We start from the raw sequence: 14,713 nt of genomic DNA, 5'->3' as shown, positions 1-14,713 counted from the left end.
GGGCCGCTCACGCCATAGGACGACGTCACCGCACCGCAGGCGCGCCCGGGGCAAACGGCATTTTGGGTCACGCCCTGCCTTGCTCTGATGCTGCCCCACCAGCTCGCGGACTGAACCGGCATCGTTGGCGGTCGTATGGACAGGCCGCATCCATCCACTGGATGACCTGCATCAGGACATTGGATGGGCCACCGGGTTCCCACCAGGAAGCTGATGCCGCAAGGTGGCGAAAACCGAACGGCAGATGCCATATGCGGGGCAGACGACGGTCTTGCTCAGGTACGCGCCGCGGATGTCCTGTTACAGAGCCGTGGGAGAACACCCGTAGATGAGAACAACATCATGCCCGCCTTCCCTGCCCGCGCCTCGTACTGCCGCGGTCGCCGCCAGTGTCCTCACCGCCCTGGCCCTCATCCTGATGACGCTGGTCGGCAGTGCCGGTTCCGCGGCCGCGTCCGGTTCGGGCGCCGGCTCCGGCTCCGGCTCCGGCTCCGGCGTGGCCGACCGGTCCGCGCCCGTCAGGTACACCACCCTGTACAACTTCGCCCCACGGGACCTGCTGCGCGGCGATGACGGGCTGTCGCCCTCGTCCGCCGCGCCGCTGCGCTACGGCACCCCCACGCTGAACGTCGACGACCAGAACAACGGGATCGAGGAGCACGAGGCCACGATCTCGTACTTCGACGGCCGGTACTACAAGTACGGTTCGAAGTGGGCGTGCGGAAAGCTCGTCTATTTCTCCGGCACCATCCCGGGGCAGACCAGGCCCCAGCCGTATCCGTCCGGTGACTACGGCGGCCAGTGCGGCATCGGCACCTACTCGTCCACCGACCTGACGAACTGGCGCCTGGAGAACATCTCCACGCCCACCGTCGACGGGCAGGCGGTGGACGTCGCGAAGCCCAACGTCGTATGGAGCCCGGGACTGGGCAAGTACCTGATGTGGGTGAAGGTCGGCAGCGACCGCGCCTCCAACCTGCAGTCGACCGGCGGCCTGTACTACGCCGTCGCCGACACCCCCGCAGGGCCGTGGGGCGAACTGACGCGCGCGACCGGCGACCACCTGGCCCACGACTTCGACATCGTCACGGCCGCCGACGGCACCGCCTGGATCGTCACCGACACCTTCTCCGGTTCGTACGACCCCGACGTCGCAAGCCTGCCGCTGTGGGACGTGTGGGTGCAGAAGCTCAATGCGGACCGTACCGGCACCACCAGCGACGCCGTGCGCGTGATGTCCAAGGCGCACTTCGAGGGCATCGGTTTCGCGCAACACGACGGTCACTGGTACATCACCGGCGGGCCGACCTGTGCCAACTGCGCGGTGCCGATCCAGTACGTGAGCGCCTCCGACCCGCTGGGGCCGTGGAGCAACGAGGCCGGAGACACCGGTGACGCGCTGCACGCGGGTACCGAACTGACCTCCGACGGCTGCGGCGGCCAGAACAAGGGCCTCAACATGCTGCCGTCGGCCGCCGGCCCGATCGTCCTGTCCGGCATCTTCGGCTACCGCACCGGCCCCAACAGCTACGTGCAGGACGGCAAGGTTGTGCACGGCGACAACAGCCAGGCCATCGCCAGCACCTACTGGTACCCCCTGCAATTCGACGACTCCGGGCACCTCAAGCCGTTCACCTGCCAGAAGACGGTGCGCGTACCGCTCGCCGACACCGTCCGCCACCAGGGCACCGCTTCCGACTACTACCAGCCGGACTGCCGCATCAGGACCGACTCGGCCATCCAGCAGACCGGCGTCCGCCTACGCGACGGGCAGAGCAGGCTGTCCCTGCCGGTCTTCCAACGCACCGACGACCTCGGCCCCTTTGCCCAGGACGGCCCGGTCCTCAACGCCTCGCTGAACATCACGGTCAAGGACGCACACGGCGACAGCACCACCGCCACCATCAAGCCGAGCGCCGTCTCCTGGGCCCCCGAACGGGTCGACGTGCCCCTGCCCAAGAAACTGCGCGGCCAGAAACTGACCGTCACCCTGACCACGACGGCCTCCAACGGCTGCTACGGCGTCCTCGTGCACCCCGCCACCGTCACAGCACCCGCCGCCTACAGCGTCCTACGCGCAGGCGTACCCAAGGCCTCCCCCGGGGCCGGGCTGCTGATCGGGGACGGGAGCAATCCGTAGACAAGCGGACCAGCCTGGGCTGCCTGCCACCGACGCGTGACAGCCCTCGGCGCCGTCATGACACGAGGGCCGTTCGACTCGACCGTCGTCCACCCCGGTCAGCGGCAGCGCGACGGCCGACCGGCCGACAGCGTCGGGGTCGGTCGACTGGTGTCAGGCCCTGCATCACCGGCAGTCGGAGTCTCCGGATCCGTTCCGGGGCCGCTGCCGTCGGCCAGCCTCTTCTCCGGGAGGAGGAAGGCCAGCACGAGACCGAGGGCGAACAGCGGGAGCAGGTAACGGAACACCGGAGTCAACGCCTGCTGGTAGGCGAGGATCACCGCGTCCTGGATCCGGTCCGGCAGGCTGTGGACGAGGGCTGGCGTCAATGAGTCGGTGGACCCCGCGATCTTGGCGTCGGCGGCCGACAGGCGGGCGGCAAGCTGGTCGTTGAGGCGGTGCGTGAACACGGCACCGACCGCGGCAGTGCCCAGGGTGGCGCCGATCTCACGGAAGAAGTTGTTGGACGAGGTGGCGGTGCCGACGTCATCGGGCGGGAAGGCGTTCTGCACGGCCAGGGCGAGGTTCTGCATGATCAGGCCCACACCGGTGCCCAGCAGGAACACGTACCCGCAGAGGACCACGAGCGGAGTGCTGGTGTCGAGGGTGGACATCAGCAGGACGGAGACGCCGACGACCGCCGCGCCGATGATGGGGAAGATCTTGTAGCGCCCTGTCCTGCTGATCAGTTGGCCGGACGGCTGGGCCGTGGCGATGAGGCCGACGACCATGGGGATGAGCAGCAGTCCGGACTCGGTGGCGCTCGCGCCGTACACCATCTGCAGGTAGGTCGGCATGTAGCTGATGACCGCGAACATCCCGACGCCGATCACGACCATGCCGAGCAGCGTGGCGATGTTGAAGATCCGGCTGCGGAACAGCCGTAGCGGGATGACCGGTTCGGCCACGCGACTCTGGGAGTACAGGAAGAGGGACCAGGCGACGACCGCCCCGACAGCGAGACCGAGGATGAGCGGGTCGGTCCAGGCGTAGTCGGTGCCGCCCCAGTCGGCGACGAGCACGGTGCAGGTGACGGCCGCGGCCATCAGGGCGATACCCAGGTAGTCGATGGCGACCTTGACCTGCCGACGGGGCAGGCGCAGCGTGAACGCGGCGATGGAGAAGGCGAGCACGCCCAGGGGCAGGTTGATCCAGAAGGCCCAGCGCCACCCGACGCTGTCGGTGAACCAGCCGCCGAGCAGTGGTCCGGCGACGGAGGCGAGACCGAAGACCGCGCCTATCGGCGCCATGTACTTGGCGCGCTGCCGCGGCGGCACCAGGTCGGCGACGATGGCCTGCGCGGTGATCATGAGACCTCCCCCGCCCAGACCCTGCACGGCGCGGCCGATGATCAGCACGGTCATGTCCTGTGCCACGCCCGCGGTCGCGGAACCGGCGACGAAGACGGCGATGGCACCGAGGAAGAGTGTCTTACGGCCCATCAGGTCGCCGAGGCGGCCGTAGACAGGCATGGCGATAGTGGCGATCAGGATGTACGCGGTGGTCACCCAGGCCATGTGGTTCATCCCGTGCAGTTCGCCGACGATGGTCGGCAGCGCGGTGCTCACGATGGTCTGGTCGAGTGACGAGAGAAGCATCGCGGTCATCAGGCCCGCGAATATCAGACCGAAGCGGTGCGGAGCCCGGGAGGAGTCCTGCTCCTCCGTCTCCGCCGGGGTCAGTCCGCTCATGAGGGATCCTCAAGTCGTGGGTCGTGGGGAGAACGGGCGCACGAGGCGGGGCTCAGTCCGCCGACAGGGAGCGCAGCAGTTCCAGGGCGCGCTCGACGTACGGGACCGGAGAGTCGTCCTCGGCGCTGTGCGGGTCCTCACGTGACCAGTGCTCCAGGCCGGTGCGCACCGCGGTCAGCGCGAGAGCGGCGATCAGGTTCGGCATCTCGTCCTCCGGCCGCTGCCCCATCCGCTGCGCGACCGCGCCGGCGATGGACTTCTGGAAGCCCTCCATACGGGCCAACAGCGCGGCAAGGACGGCGGGATGACTGCCCGCCAGCTCGAAGACGTCGTGCATCATCGTGCGCTCGGGCGGGTTGTCGGTCATCTCCCGCACGAGCAGCCGGGTCACGTCCGCGAGCACTTCCTGGGGAGAGGCGGCGCCGGCCCCGACGAACTCCGCGGCAAGAGCCGGGGGCACCTCCGTCGGCCCCGGCAAGAGGGCGCTTTCCTTGTTCGGGAAGTAGTTGAAGAAGGTGCGAGGCGAGACACCGGCCTCCGCACTGATCATGTCGACGGTGATCTTGTCGAATCCGTGCTCCCGGACCAGCCGCAGCGCGGCCGTATGGATGTCATGCCGTGTCTCACGGCGCCGCCGGTCACGCAGACCCTCACTCTGGGATGCCATGACTCGATTCTTGCACACTCTGCAAAGATTGCCGACTCTGCAATATGTGCACAGCGCGCAAGATTGCGGTTGCCCGCCGGACGGGCGAACTCGGTCCCGATCTCGCGCTCGGTCCCGGCATCGCCGACATCCTGCCGATCGCCGGGCACGAGACCGCGGCGAAACCGCTCGGCCGCGGCACCCTGGCCCGGCTGCGCCATCCCGACCAGCTCGCGCTGGTCCGCGACCGACCCCGACGCTGTCGGCCCGGCCGTTGAGGAACTGCTGCGCCGGCTATCCATCGTGCACACTGGAACGATGAAGATCGCCACCACGGACGTGGAGATCGGCGGGCACGTCATCCGCGAGGGCGAGGCCGTGCTCTGCACGCTGCCGGCCGCCAACCGCGACCCGGACTTCATTCCGTCCCGAGGGCTGCGGCTCACCGAGGTCTGACCGCCGAGCCGGTGTTGACGAGCTCACCCTGATCAACGTGCAGGCCGGTGTCGCCCTCCACCTGGGCGAGCGGACTCCCACGCTGGCGACCGAGTCGCTGCGCAGTATCCGGGACGGTTCCCAGCAGGCGCTCGACGAGTTGCGCACCATGGTCGGCCTGCTGAGCAGGCCCGGGGCCGTGACGGCGTCGCCCAGTGTCGCGCCACAGCGGTCGGACAGCAGGCCCACCGCCGCGGCCGTAGAAAGGCAGCGCCCCGGTCCTGCACTCCCCGGACGAGCCGTATGCGCCTTGGACACGGCCTTTGCGCCAGGCTCGTAACCGAAGTCCCGAGCGCGCCATGCCTCGATAGCCAAGACGTCAACGGCCTGCCACTCGTACAGGACGACACCCCCGGCAACGCACTTCGGCGCCGTGAACAAGAGCCCCGAACAGGTGCGAGCCCGACCCCGCCACCCCGACAGTGCAGTACCAGGTCAGGGGCCTGATCCGCTCAGCGGGTCGGGCTCCTGAGTGGTTTCTGGGGGGCTGTTGACACCGTGCCCACAAGCTCGTTACAAGCACCGCCGACACGGAGTAAACGTGCAGATGGTGACCGACCCGGTCGGGCGGCTGCTGTGGATCTCGCCGACGACGCCCGGCCGCGCGCACGATCTCACTGCGGCCCGCGCCCACCGGATCATCCGGATCTGCGAACGCCAGGGCGTTCCCATCCTCGCCGACCGCGCCTACATGGGAGCTGGCCCGCGGGTGACGACACCCCTGACCGCAGGTCCCGGTGCAGTCCGAATCGAATGTCGTCAATCTCCGCGGCCGTGCTCACTCTGGAGCGGCAATGCTGAAGGAGCTCATTGACTCAGCCGCCGCTCTTGCGCCGGAACGACCGCTGGCTCGCAGCCGGGCCGTTCGCCCTACGGACCTTCGACGCCTCGACGTTCACACCGAGGTCAGCGGCGTCCGCCTGCGCACCGCGCTTGCGCGCCAGGGCCTCCCGGAACTTGCGTTTCAGGTCGTAGTGGCCGTCGCTGTCGGGCACCAGAGCGGACGTCTCGGGGTCGGTCGGCTCCGAACCTTCTGCGGACGGCTCGGGGTCGGTAGGCTCCGAACCTTCTTTGGATGCAGACTCTGCGGTCATGGCGACCTCCTGGATTCGGGCAGTGGGAAGCACAGCTTGTCATGCCGGGCACACCACGAGGGCGTTCATCTCGTAGGTGTATGGATCAGGGCAGCGGCTCTCAGCCGCCGCGACGCACCAGGGCCGCCTTGCGGGCTTCGGCGAGCTTGCGGGCCTCGCGAGCCTTTCGGGACTTGCCGCCGGCGCCGCGGGAGGTGTCCTTGCTGGTGCCCAGGCCGCGGAAGGGAGCGTTGGTGTTCTTGGGCCGGGGCGCGGCGGGCCCGCCGTCGAGCGGGGTGCCGGAGGGGGCCTTGGCCCCGGTGATCCGGCTCAGCTCCGCCTCGCCCGAGCGCACCTTGGTGATCGTCGGCTCGATGCCGGCCTCTGCCATCAGCCGGCTCATCTCGCGGCGCTGGCCCGCCAGCACCAACGTGACGACGCTGCCGGACTCACCGGCCCGGGCGGTACGGCCCGCGCGGTGCACATAGTCCTTGGGGTCGGTGGGCGGGTCGACGTTGACCACGAGATCGAGGTCGTCGACGTGCAGGCCACGGGCCGCGACATTGGTCGCCACCAGGACGGTGATCTGGCCGTTCTTGAACTGCGCCAGGGTCCGTGTGCGCTGCGGCTGGGACTTGCCGCTGTGCAGGGCCGCGGCGGGCACTCCGCTGGCTCGCAGATGCCGGGTGAGCTGGTCGACCGCGTGCTTGGTGTCCAGGAACAGCAGTACGCGGCCGTCACGGGCGGCGATCTCCGTGGTGACGGCGTACCGGTCGGGGCCGTGGACGACCAGAACATGGTGGTCCATCGTCGTGACTGCGCCCGCGGACGAGTCGACCGAGTGGACGACGGGGTCGTGGAGGTAGCGGCGGACCAGGTGGTCGACGTCGCGGTCCAGAGTGGCCGAGAACAGCATCCGCTGACCGTCGGGGTGTACCTGATCGAGCACCTCGGTCACCTGCGGCAGGAAGCCCATGTCGCACATCTGGTCAGCCTCGTCGAGGACGGTGATCCCTACCCGTCCCAGGCGGCAGGCCCTGCGCTCGATGAGGTCGTGCAGACGGCCGGGGGTGGCGACGACCACCTCGGCTCCATGCCGCAGCGCAGCGGCCTGCCGGCCGATCGACATGCCGCCGACGACCGTGGCCATCCGCAGCCGCAGTGCCTCTGCGTACGGCGCAAGCGCCTCGGTGACCTGTTGGGCCAGCTCTCGGGTAGGCACCAGGATCAGAGCGAGGGGCTGCTTCGGTTCCGCGCGCCGCCCAGCCGTCCGTGCGAGCAGCGGTAGGCCGAAAGCGAGCGTCTTGCCCGATCCGGTGCGCCCGCGCCCGAGGACATCGCGTCCCGCGAGGGCGTTGGGCAGCGTGGCTGCTTGGATCGGGAAGGGCTCGCGTACACCGAGTTCGCTGAGCGTTCGCAGCACCTCGGCTGGTAGTTCCAGGGCGGCGAAGGAAGCGACCGGGGGCACCGTTGGCGCAGTGGTCGTGAGCGGGGCGAGATCGCTGTGCGAGGTGCCGGGGAGGTCAGGGTGATTCATGAAGAGCCTTCCGCATGCGAACGTACCGAGGAAGGCCCGGTAGGAATGAGCCGTCGACGAACAAGAGGAACCGGACAGCCAGGATCGCCAACCGCCACGAGCACGCAAAAGCGCAAGGATACCACGTGGTGACAGCCTCGCGTCCCGAGACGCGGCCCGGCGGTCCCGGCCTCAGCCGGCCGTCTGCCCGCTACTTCCCCCGGCTGTCGGCCCCTGCGCGGTTGCGCCCGCGATAGCCGCCTTGTCGTCTCTTCCAGAAGGCCGAGTGAGATCTTCTCGCCGGATCCACGTACGGTGAACGGTGGCTCTCCGGGCTTCGTGACGGTCAGTTCGACGGAACGCTTCTGATCCCGTTCCAGCCAGAGCTTGATCAGGTTGATGACGCCGCTTCCGGCACCGCGTGTGCTCAGGATGAGCACCAATTCCGTCAATGCACCCTTCTGCTCGGCAAGAGGTATGGCGCGTTCTTCGGTGACCAGACCCGCGACAGCGTCCGTATCCTCCATGAACTCTTCGCAAGGCACACTCAGCCCGAATCGGATGTCGTCAATCTCCGCCGCCGTCTTCACCCTGGAGCGGCAACTCTGAAAACGCTCACTGACTGGAATGCCAACATTAGAATCCTGCCTTCAGGGGGCATCATCGGGACTTGTGCGACTACCGGGGCAATGCCAACATCCGTGCCGACTCTTCACATTGGCGGCAGGCTGACTGCCGGGTACGCCAGTGTCGCGCGATTTCGCACGTGAACCGATCACTGTAGCTTTTGGCCAGGTGGCCCGTGCGGAACCCGGCATCACCAACTGGCGCCGGTTACGGGACTGGACCGAGGCCTGGGTCTGGCCAGCCCTGCATCAGGCCCTGCTGACTGAACTGCGTACTGCAGACGCGCTGGGCATGGACAACTGTGCAGTCGACGGCTCGCACGTCCGGGCGCTCAAAGGAGGGATCACGTCGAGCCTTCGCCCGTCACCCGTGGGCGGCCCGGATCCAAGCACCACGTGATCATGGACCGCTGGGGAACACCGCTCGCGGTCTCGCTGACCGGGGGAAACCGTCACGACGTTGCCGAGTCGCGGCCCTGACTTGAGCCGGGCACGTTTCCTCGCTCGGTGCGGCCGGAGATCACTCCTACAGCCACAGATGTCGCGGAACTACCCGAGGAACGACAGTCGGACCTGACGGTTGGCATTGTCTTTATTGGTGTCGACGAGACACACGGACTGCCAGGTGCCGAGCGCCATCCTGCCGCCGATGACCGGGAGCGTGGCGTGCGGCGGGACGAGCGCGGGGAGCACATGGTCCCGGCCGTGGCCGGGGCTGCCGTGGCGGTGGCGCCAGCGGTCGTCGGCGGGCAGCAGGTCACGCAGCGCGGCCAGCAGGTCGGTGTCGCTGCCCGCGCCCGTCTCCAGGATGGCGATGCCGGCGGTCGCATGGGGGACGAACACATTGAGCAGCCCGTCCCGGCCCTGGCTCACCTCCCTCACAAACGCCTCGCAGTCCGCGGTGAGGTCGGCGACCCTCTCGGTGGAGCCGGTGGTGATCCGAAGGATGTGGGTGCGGAAGGTCTGGGTCATGGCCCCATCCTCGTACGTCCGCCCGTAAAACCGCCGCAACAAAGGTCCGAGTGGCAAGACACCGTTGACCGGCTCCGGGCGCTCTCGCTACGTTCGTGGGCATGTCTATGTCAGCCTTGCTCACCACGCGCGGTCACATCGACCTGCTGCGGGTGGCCTCCGCCGCGTGTCCCGGCGACTGCTGATCTTTTCACTGCCTCGCGCGTAAGCACGTCCGCGCCGGCACGTCTCAGCGCTCACTCCGCTTCCCCTCCCCCCACTTCACCTCACCTTCCGCTTTCGTGGAGCCTCCATGTCCCCGGTTCTCGAACCGGTCGTTCCGCTGTCCGCGCGCCGCCGCGCCGTGCCCCGGTGGCTGCGCCGTACGACCGGCCCCCTCGTCCTGCTCATCGTCTGGCAGGTGTGCAGCGCCACCGGTGTGCTGTCCCCCGACACCCTCGCCTCCCCCGGCACCATCGCCCGCACCGCCTCCGGCCTGATCGGGGACGGCACACTGCCGCACGCCATGCTGGTGTCGGTGCAGCGGGTGCTGGTCGGACTGCTGATCGGCGCGGTGGCCGGGGTGTCGCTCGCCCTCGTCTCCGGGTTGTCCCGGCTCGGCGAGGACCTGGTCGACGCCACGGTGCAGATGCTGCGCACCATCCCGTGGGTCGGGATGATCCCCCTGTTCATCATCTGGCTGGGCATCGGCGAGGCGCCGAAGATCGCCCTGATCGCGCTCGGTGTGACCTTCCATCTGTATCTCAACGTCTACGCGGGCATCCGCGGGGTCGACGCCCAGCTGATCGAGGCCGGGACCTCGCTGGGGCTGGGCCGATGGGGGCTGATCCGCCATGTGGTGCTGCCCGGGGCCCTGCCCGGGGCGATGACCGGGCTGCGGTACTCGCTGGCCACCGCCTGGCTGGCGCTGGTCTTCGGCGAGACGATCAACGCCGACGACGGGATCGGCTTTCTGCTCAACCGCGCGCGGGAGTTCTTCCAGACCGACGTGATCGTGGTCTGCCTGATCGTCTACGCGGCGCTCGGCCTGTTCGCCGACTTCGTCGTCCGTACTCTCGAGAGGCTGCTGCTGCAATGGCGACCGACCTTCACGGGCACCTAGGCCCGGTCGAGAAGGCCGTGGGGGACAGCCCCGGCCCCGCTGCCCCCGCCGCCGTACGGGTCCATGGGCTGACCCGCACCTTCGACGGCCGACCGGTCATCGACCGGCTGGAACTGACCGTGCGCCCCGGCGAGTTCGTCGCCCTGCTGGGCCACAGCGGCTGCGGCAAGTCCACCCTGCTGCGCATCCTCGCCGGGCTGGACCGGGAGATCGAGGGCGAGGTGCTGGTGCCGCGCGCCAAGGCGGTCGCGTTCCAGGCGCCGCGTCTGATGCCGTGGAAGCGGGTCTGGCGCAATGTGCTGCTGGGGCTGGCCGGCCGTCCCGGGCGGGCGGTCGCCGAGCGGGCGCTGGAGGAGGTCGGTCTCGGCCACCGGTCGACGGCCTGGCCCAAGACGCTGTCCGGCGGCGAGGCCCAGCGGGCCTCGCTGGCCCGCGCGCTGGTGCGCGAGCCCGATCTGCTGCTGCTCGACGAGCCCTTCGGTGCCCTGGACGCGCTCACCCGCATCAAGGCACAGCAGCTGGTCGCCGAGTTGTGGCAGCGGCGCGGCTGCGCGGTGCTGCTGGTGACGCACGACGTCGAGGAGGCGCTGCTGCTGGCCGACCGGGTGCTGGTGATGGACCACGGCGTGATCGCCTACGAGCGGTGGACCGGCCTGGAGCGGCCGCGCGACATCGCCGATCCGCGCTTCGCGGAGCTGCGCGCCGAACTCCTGGGCCGGCTGGGCGTGTCCGCGCCCGCGGTGTCCACCGGCAAGGCCGTATGACACCCCCGCATCACCACATCGACACCCCCCGCACCGTCCGAACCACCCTCACGAACGGATCTGCCGATATGAGACGGCGTATCGCCCCGGCCCTGCTGCTCCCCTTCGCCCTCCTCCTGGCCGCCTGCACGGCCGCGTCGTCCGCCGATGGCTCGGGTGGCGCGGGCTCGAACACCGACGGCAAGGGCGAGGTCACCTTGCGGGTCGGCGATCAGAAGGGCAACGACGAGGCGGTGTTGCGCGCCGCCGGTGAACTGGACGACCTGCCGTACAAGATCCGCTGGTCGACGTTCACCTCCGGGCCGCCGATCCTGGAGGCGGTGAGCGCCGGGGCGGTGGACATCGGCGGCGTGGGCAACACCCCACCGGTCTTCGCCGCGGCCGCCAAGTCCAAGATCAAGGTGGTGGCCGCCAAGCACGGCACGGCCGACGGCGAGACGATCCTGGTGAGGAAGGGGTCGCCGCTGAAGGAGGTCGCCGACCTCAAGGGCAGGTCGGTGGCGGTGGCGCAGGGCAGCTCGGCGCACTATCAGCTCGTCGCCTCGCTCGCGAAGGCCGGGCTGTCGATCAAGGACGTCAAGGCCACCTTCCTCCAGCCCGCCGACGCGCTCGCGGCCTTCACCCGCGGCAAGGTGGACGCCTGGGCCGTCTGGGACCCGTACACCTCGCAGGCACTGCGCTCGGCGGACGCCCGCGTCCTCACCACCGGCCAGGGCGTGGTGAACGGGCTCAACTTCCAGGTCGCGGGCCCCGCCTCGATCGCGGACAAGAAGAAGGAGCGGGCGATCGGCGACTATCTCAAGCGGCTGCGCCGCGCCCAGGACTGGGTCTACAAGCACCCGGAGGCGTGGGCCGAGGTCTGGGCGAAGGAGACCGGCCTGCCGTACGAGGTGGCGCTGGACTCGGTGAAGCGGACCAATGGCACCCGGGTGTATGTGGCGGTCGACAAGGCCGCCGTGGCCTCGGAGCAGAAGATCGCGGACACCTTCGCCGGGCTGAAGCTGATCCCGCGCCGCTTCGACTTCGCCGATTACGTCGACACGCGATTCAACGGCGGCCTGCCGCCCTCGACGACCGCACCGCGCAGTTATGGAGGGGCTGAGCCGACAAAATGAGAACTCGGAATTCGCCCGCCAAAGAAAGGCCATAGCTTTATCCGGGAAGAATTCTGTTAACGTGCCGTCATGAAGTCGCAGCCCGTGGCGGAGAGGCACGACGATCCCTCTCGGCGTGCCCGTCGCCGTGTCCGTACCCACGGCCCGGAAAGCCCCGTCTTCGTCGACTCCTCGGGTCGCCGGGCCCGCCTGCTGCGGCGGGCCGGTGTGGTCGCGGGAATCGCGCTCCTCGGATACGCCACGATGCTCGCGGTGGCTTTCATGGGCGCCACCCCCTTCGCCCCCGAGACGCTGATCCCGGGCAGCGCAGCGACTTCCAGGGAAAAGGAACAGTCCAATAAAGGCCGTTCGCACAAGGGGAATTCGGCGTCCGCCACGCCCTCCCTGCGCCCGTCGGCGTCCGCGGGCGGCGCCCCCGCCGTCGCGCCCGCGCCCCGGCCGTCGCCCACCGCCGAGAAGTCCACCGCGAGCAGGCGGGCCTCCTCCTCGGCCAAAGCCTCGGCCACCGCAACGAAGTCCCCCCGTGCCTCGGGGTCGTCCGCCACATCCTCGGCGTCGTCGTCGGCGTCGTCCTCTGAGCCGCCGGAGGCGATCCCCTCCGCGTCCTCCTCGCCCAGCCCCGCCGACACGGACACCTCCGAGGACGGCGCGACGAGCGAGCCGGGGGCCGTCGGCTGACGTTCCGGCGCGGTTCTAGTCGGTGAAACGGCCTGGGATCACCATCCCGGTCTCGTAGGCGGCGATCACGGCTTGGACGCGGTCGCGGAGTCCGAGTTTGGTGAGGATGTTGCTGACATGCGTTTTCACGGTGTGCTCGCTCACCACCAGGGCCGCTGCGATCTCCGCGTTGGACAGGCCGCAACCGAGCAGCCGCAGTGTCTCCCGCTCGCGGGCGGTGAGCACGTCCAGTCGTTCGGTCCGCGGTGGTGGCACCACCGCGCCGGAGGTGAAGGCGGCGATCAGGGTGCGGGTGACGGAGGGGGCGAGCAGCGAGTCGCCGGCCGCGACCATGCGGACGGCGTGCACGAGGTCGTCCCGCCGCACATCCTTGAGCAGGAAGCCGCTCGCACCCGCGCGCAGGGCGTCGAAGAGGTAGCCGTCCTGCCCGAAAGTGGTCAGCATGATCACCCGGCAGTCCGTCTCGGCGCAGATGATCCGGGCCGCCTCGATACCGTCCATCCCCGGCATCCGGATGTCGAGCAGGACGACATCGGGGCGGTGCGCGCGGGCGGCGCCGACCGCCTCGAACCCGTCGCCGCTCTCCGCGACGACCTCGATGCCGGGCTGCGCGGCCAGGATCATGGCGAAGCCGGCGCGGACCAGCTCCTGATCGTCGGCCACCACGACACGGATAGTCATGGCGCCACTCCGATTTCCGCGGCGGCCACGGGCAGCCGCGCTCTCACTTCGAATCCTGGGAGTCGGTCCGCCCGAGGGCCCGCCGTCGCGGTCCCGCCGCAGGCGGCGGCCCGCTCGCGGACGCCGATCAGGCCGTTCCCGCCGGACGGCAGGTTCGTTCCCGCGCCACGGCCGTTGTCGGTCACGAGGATCTCCAGGACGTTGTCACGCCAGCGCAGGCGTACCTCGGCGCGGTCCGCTCTGGCGTGCTTGACGACGTTGGTCAGGGCCTCCTGCACGATCCGGTAGGCCGCGACACCGCAGTCGGCGGGCAGTGGACGTGGCTCGCCTTCGGTGGCGCAGCGCACTTCCACACCGGCTCGGGCGACTTTCCGGGTGAGCTCGGGCAGGTCCTGAACCGTCGGCTGCGGAGTTCGTGTGCCCTCCTCGTCCCTGAGCACGCCGAGCATCCGGCGCAACTGGTCCAAGGCGTCGCGACCGGTGCCGGCGATCGCGCCGAACGCGGCCGCGGCGCGGGCGGGAGCCGTGTCCAGCGCGACCGGGCCCGCCTCGGCCTGGACGACCATGAGGCTGATCGAGTGGGCGAGTACGTCATGCATGTCCCGGGCGATGCGCGCGCGTTCGCGCTCGGCGGCGCGTTCTTCGGCTGCCCGGCGTTCGCTTTCGAGGCGGACAGCGCGTTCGGCGAGAACCGCCGCCTGGGCACGGGACCCGGCCGAGGCCCGGCCGAGCGCATAGGCGGCGACGTACAGCACGACGCCGCGGGTCGCGGTGTCCAGCGAGCCGACTGTGGCGAGGCCGACCGCACACATGCCCAGGAACACGGGTGTCCGGACCCGGGACGGGCAGGCGGACGCCACCCCGTACAACGCGATGAGGACCGCGTACCACAGCGGCTGTGGAGCGACCGGGTCGGTCACGTCGTAGAGGAGGGAGAAGGCGGCGCAGACCAGCAGGACCGCCACCGGAGCGCGCCGCCGCGCCGCCAGCGGGAGCGACGCCCCGGCCGCCGCGACATAGCCCCACCAGTGCCAGGGGCGCCCACTGTCGCTGTGCCGGAACAGCAGGGGTGAGAGCTGGGCGGCGGCGACGACGACGGCGAGCCCCGCGTCCGACCATGACGAATCCACCAGACGGCGAAGCGGTGGGAAGACAGGCAGCGCGGACACGAGGGT

General features: G+C 69.6%; 16 protein-coding genes and 2 pseudogenes. 11 read left to right on the top strand and 7 right to left on the bottom strand.

Features of this window, described 5'->3' with window-relative positions:
* Positions 1 to 328 precede the first annotated feature (328 nt).
* On the top strand, positions 329 to 2,140 hold the full coding sequence (locus tag ABTY62_RS44065) for a family 43 glycosylhydrolase (protein ID WP_352135022.1): 1,812 nt from the start codon (positions 329 to 331) through the stop codon (positions 2,138 to 2,140).
* Positions 2,141 to 2,238: 98 nt separating this feature from the next.
* Here ABTY62_RS44065 and ABTY62_RS44060 read toward each other — a convergent pair whose 3' ends face one another.
* Positions 2,239 to 3,870 carry an MDR family MFS transporter gene (locus tag ABTY62_RS44060; protein ID WP_352135021.1) on the bottom strand — a complete coding sequence of 544 codons (1,632 nt, stop codon included), beginning with the start codon at positions 3,868 to 3,870 and terminating at the stop codon, positions 2,239 to 2,241.
* 52 nt (positions 3,871 to 3,922) lie between these two features.
* Entirely contained in the window at positions 3,923 to 4,537 is a 615-nt protein-coding gene (locus ABTY62_RS44055; RefSeq protein ID WP_352135020.1) for a TetR family transcriptional regulator, read from the bottom strand.
* A gap of 44 nt (positions 4,538 to 4,581) precedes the next feature.
* Between ABTY62_RS44055 and ABTY62_RS44050 the strand changes: the two genes are divergently transcribed.
* From ABTY62_RS44050 to ABTY62_RS44035, 4 genes and pseudogenes are all read left to right on the top strand, one after another.
* The gene (locus ABTY62_RS44050; RefSeq protein ID WP_352135019.1) at positions 4,582 to 4,794 is read left to right on the top strand and encodes a hypothetical protein; all 213 of its coding nucleotides are present in this window, start codon (positions 4,582 to 4,584) and stop codon (positions 4,792 to 4,794) included.
* A gap of 40 nt (positions 4,795 to 4,834) precedes the next feature.
* Positions 4,835 to 4,972, top strand: coding sequence for a hypothetical protein (locus ABTY62_RS44045; RefSeq protein WP_352135018.1), 138 nt, complete (start codon positions 4,835 to 4,837; stop codon positions 4,970 to 4,972).
* A gap of 28 nt (positions 4,973 to 5,000) precedes the next feature.
* Positions 5,001 to 5,291 (top strand): histidine kinase, encoded by a 291-nt coding sequence (locus ABTY62_RS44040; RefSeq protein ID WP_352135046.1) that lies wholly within the window; start codon positions 5,001 to 5,003, stop codon positions 5,289 to 5,291.
* A 234-nt stretch (positions 5,292 to 5,525) separates the two neighbouring features.
* Positions 5,526 to 5,812 (top strand): annotated as a pseudogene (locus ABTY62_RS44035) (transposase family protein); the annotation flags it as partial.
* Positions 5,813 to 5,826: 14 nt separating this feature from the next.
* On the opposite strand, the gene ABTY62_RS44030 reads toward ABTY62_RS44035, so the two are convergent.
* Positions 5,827 to 6,105: a DUF5302 domain-containing protein gene (locus tag ABTY62_RS44030; RefSeq protein WP_352135017.1), complete on the bottom strand. Its 279-nt coding sequence runs from the start codon at positions 6,103 to 6,105 to the stop codon at positions 5,827 to 5,829.
* A gap of 100 nt (positions 6,106 to 6,205) precedes the next feature.
* Positions 6,206 to 7,621, bottom strand: a complete 1,416-nt coding sequence (locus ABTY62_RS44025) for a DEAD/DEAH box helicase (protein WP_352135016.1) — start codon at positions 7,619 to 7,621, stop codon at positions 6,206 to 6,208.
* Between the two features lie 792 nt (positions 7,622 to 8,413).
* Between ABTY62_RS44025 and ABTY62_RS44020 the strand changes: the two are divergent.
* Positions 8,414 to 8,703, top strand: a pseudogene (locus ABTY62_RS44020) (IS5/IS1182 family transposase); the annotation flags it as partial.
* A 72-nt stretch (positions 8,704 to 8,775) separates the two neighbouring features.
* Here ABTY62_RS44020 and ABTY62_RS44015 read toward each other — a convergent pair.
* Positions 8,776 to 9,198 carry a secondary thiamine-phosphate synthase enzyme YjbQ gene (locus ABTY62_RS44015; protein WP_352135015.1) on the bottom strand — a complete coding sequence of 141 codons (423 nt, stop codon included), beginning with the start codon at positions 9,196 to 9,198 and terminating at the stop codon, positions 8,776 to 8,778.
* A gap of 101 nt (positions 9,199 to 9,299) precedes the next feature.
* Here ABTY62_RS44015 and ABTY62_RS44010 point away from each other — a divergent pair, with 101 nt between their 5' ends.
* The 5 genes from ABTY62_RS44010 to ABTY62_RS43990 all read left to right on the top strand — a co-directional run bounded on the left by ABTY62_RS44010 (position 9,300) and on the right by ABTY62_RS43990 (position 12,857).
* Positions 9,300 to 9,383 (top strand): putative leader peptide, encoded by an 84-nt coding sequence (locus ABTY62_RS44010; RefSeq protein WP_352135045.1) that lies wholly within the window; start codon positions 9,300 to 9,302, stop codon positions 9,381 to 9,383.
* Positions 9,384 to 9,490: 107 nt separating this feature from the next.
* Positions 9,491 to 10,300: an ABC transporter permease gene (locus ABTY62_RS44005; RefSeq protein ID WP_352135014.1), complete on the top strand. Its 810-nt coding sequence runs from the start codon at positions 9,491 to 9,493 to the stop codon at positions 10,298 to 10,300.
* On the top strand, positions 10,273 to 11,064 hold the full coding sequence (locus ABTY62_RS44000; RefSeq protein WP_352135013.1) for an ABC transporter ATP-binding protein: 792 nt from the start codon (positions 10,273 to 10,275) through the stop codon (positions 11,062 to 11,064). The genes ABTY62_RS44005 and ABTY62_RS44000 overlap by 28 nt, the downstream gene beginning before the upstream one ends.
* Before the next feature lie 68 nt (positions 11,065 to 11,132).
* A complete protein-coding gene (locus ABTY62_RS43995) occupies positions 11,133 to 12,179 on the top strand; it encodes an ABC transporter substrate-binding protein (RefSeq protein WP_352135012.1) in 1,047 nt (348 codons plus the stop codon).
* A 69-nt stretch (positions 12,180 to 12,248) separates the two neighbouring features.
* Positions 12,249 to 12,857, top strand: coding sequence for a hypothetical protein (locus ABTY62_RS43990; protein WP_352135011.1), 609 nt, complete (start codon positions 12,249 to 12,251; stop codon positions 12,855 to 12,857).
* 15 nt (positions 12,858 to 12,872) lie between these two features.
* Here ABTY62_RS43990 and ABTY62_RS43985 read toward each other — a convergent pair whose 3' ends face one another.
* Complete coding sequence (locus ABTY62_RS43985; RefSeq protein WP_352135010.1) at positions 12,873 to 13,538, bottom strand: response regulator; 666 nt, start codon at positions 13,536 to 13,538, stop codon at positions 12,873 to 12,875.
* Positions 13,535 to 14,707 (bottom strand): sensor histidine kinase, encoded by a 1,173-nt coding sequence (locus tag ABTY62_RS43980; RefSeq protein WP_352135009.1) that lies wholly within the window; start codon positions 14,705 to 14,707, stop codon positions 13,535 to 13,537. The genes ABTY62_RS43985 and ABTY62_RS43980 overlap by 4 nt, the downstream gene beginning before the upstream one ends.
* Positions 14,708 to 14,713 lie beyond the last annotated feature (6 nt).

This window comes from Streptomyces sp. NPDC097640, assembly GCF_040302705.1.
Taxonomy (GTDB): domain Bacteria; phylum Actinomycetota; class Actinomycetes; order Streptomycetales; family Streptomycetaceae; genus Streptomyces.
The sequence above is the reverse complement of the archived record's forward strand: the minus strand, read 5'-3'. Positions and strand labels throughout refer to the sequence as shown.

Bases quoted from the DNA above. Each gene is read 5' to 3' on its own strand.
- ABTY62_RS44065 (WP_352135022.1), top strand. From the start codon at position 329: ATGAGAACAACATCATGCCCGCCTTCCCTGCCCGCGCCTCGTACTGCC.
- ABTY62_RS44060 (WP_352135021.1), bottom strand. From the start codon at position 3,870: ATGAGCGGACTGACCCCGGCGGAGACGGAGGAGCAGGACTCCTCCCGG.
- ABTY62_RS44055 (WP_352135020.1), bottom strand. From the start codon at position 4,537: ATGGCATCCCAGAGTGAGGGTCTGCGTGACCGGCGGCGCCGTGAGACA.
- ABTY62_RS44050 (WP_352135019.1), top strand. From the start codon at position 4,582: ATGTGCACAGCGCGCAAGATTGCGGTTGCCCGCCGGACGGGCGAACTC.
- ABTY62_RS44045 (WP_352135018.1), top strand. From the start codon at position 4,835: ATGAAGATCGCCACCACGGACGTGGAGATCGGCGGGCACGTCATCCGC.
- ABTY62_RS44030 (WP_352135017.1), bottom strand. From the start codon at position 6,105: ATGACCGCAGAGTCTGCATCCAAAGAAGGTTCGGAGCCTACCGACCCC.
- ABTY62_RS44025 (WP_352135016.1), bottom strand. From the start codon at position 7,621: ATGAATCACCCTGACCTCCCCGGCACCTCGCACAGCGATCTCGCCCCG.
- ABTY62_RS44015 (WP_352135015.1), bottom strand. From the start codon at position 9,198: ATGACCCAGACCTTCCGCACCCACATCCTTCGGATCACCACCGGCTCC.
- ABTY62_RS44010 (WP_352135045.1), top strand. From the start codon at position 9,300: ATGTCTATGTCAGCCTTGCTCACCACGCGCGGTCACATCGACCTGCTG.
- ABTY62_RS44005 (WP_352135014.1), top strand. From the start codon at position 9,491: ATGTCCCCGGTTCTCGAACCGGTCGTTCCGCTGTCCGCGCGCCGCCGC.
- ABTY62_RS44000 (WP_352135013.1), top strand. From the start codon at position 10,273: ATGGCGACCGACCTTCACGGGCACCTAGGCCCGGTCGAGAAGGCCGTG.
- ABTY62_RS43995 (WP_352135012.1), top strand. From the start codon at position 11,133: ATGAGACGGCGTATCGCCCCGGCCCTGCTGCTCCCCTTCGCCCTCCTC.
- ABTY62_RS43990 (WP_352135011.1), top strand. From the start codon at position 12,249: ATGAAGTCGCAGCCCGTGGCGGAGAGGCACGACGATCCCTCTCGGCGT.
- ABTY62_RS43985 (WP_352135010.1), bottom strand. From the start codon at position 13,538: ATGACTATCCGTGTCGTGGTGGCCGACGATCAGGAGCTGGTCCGCGCC.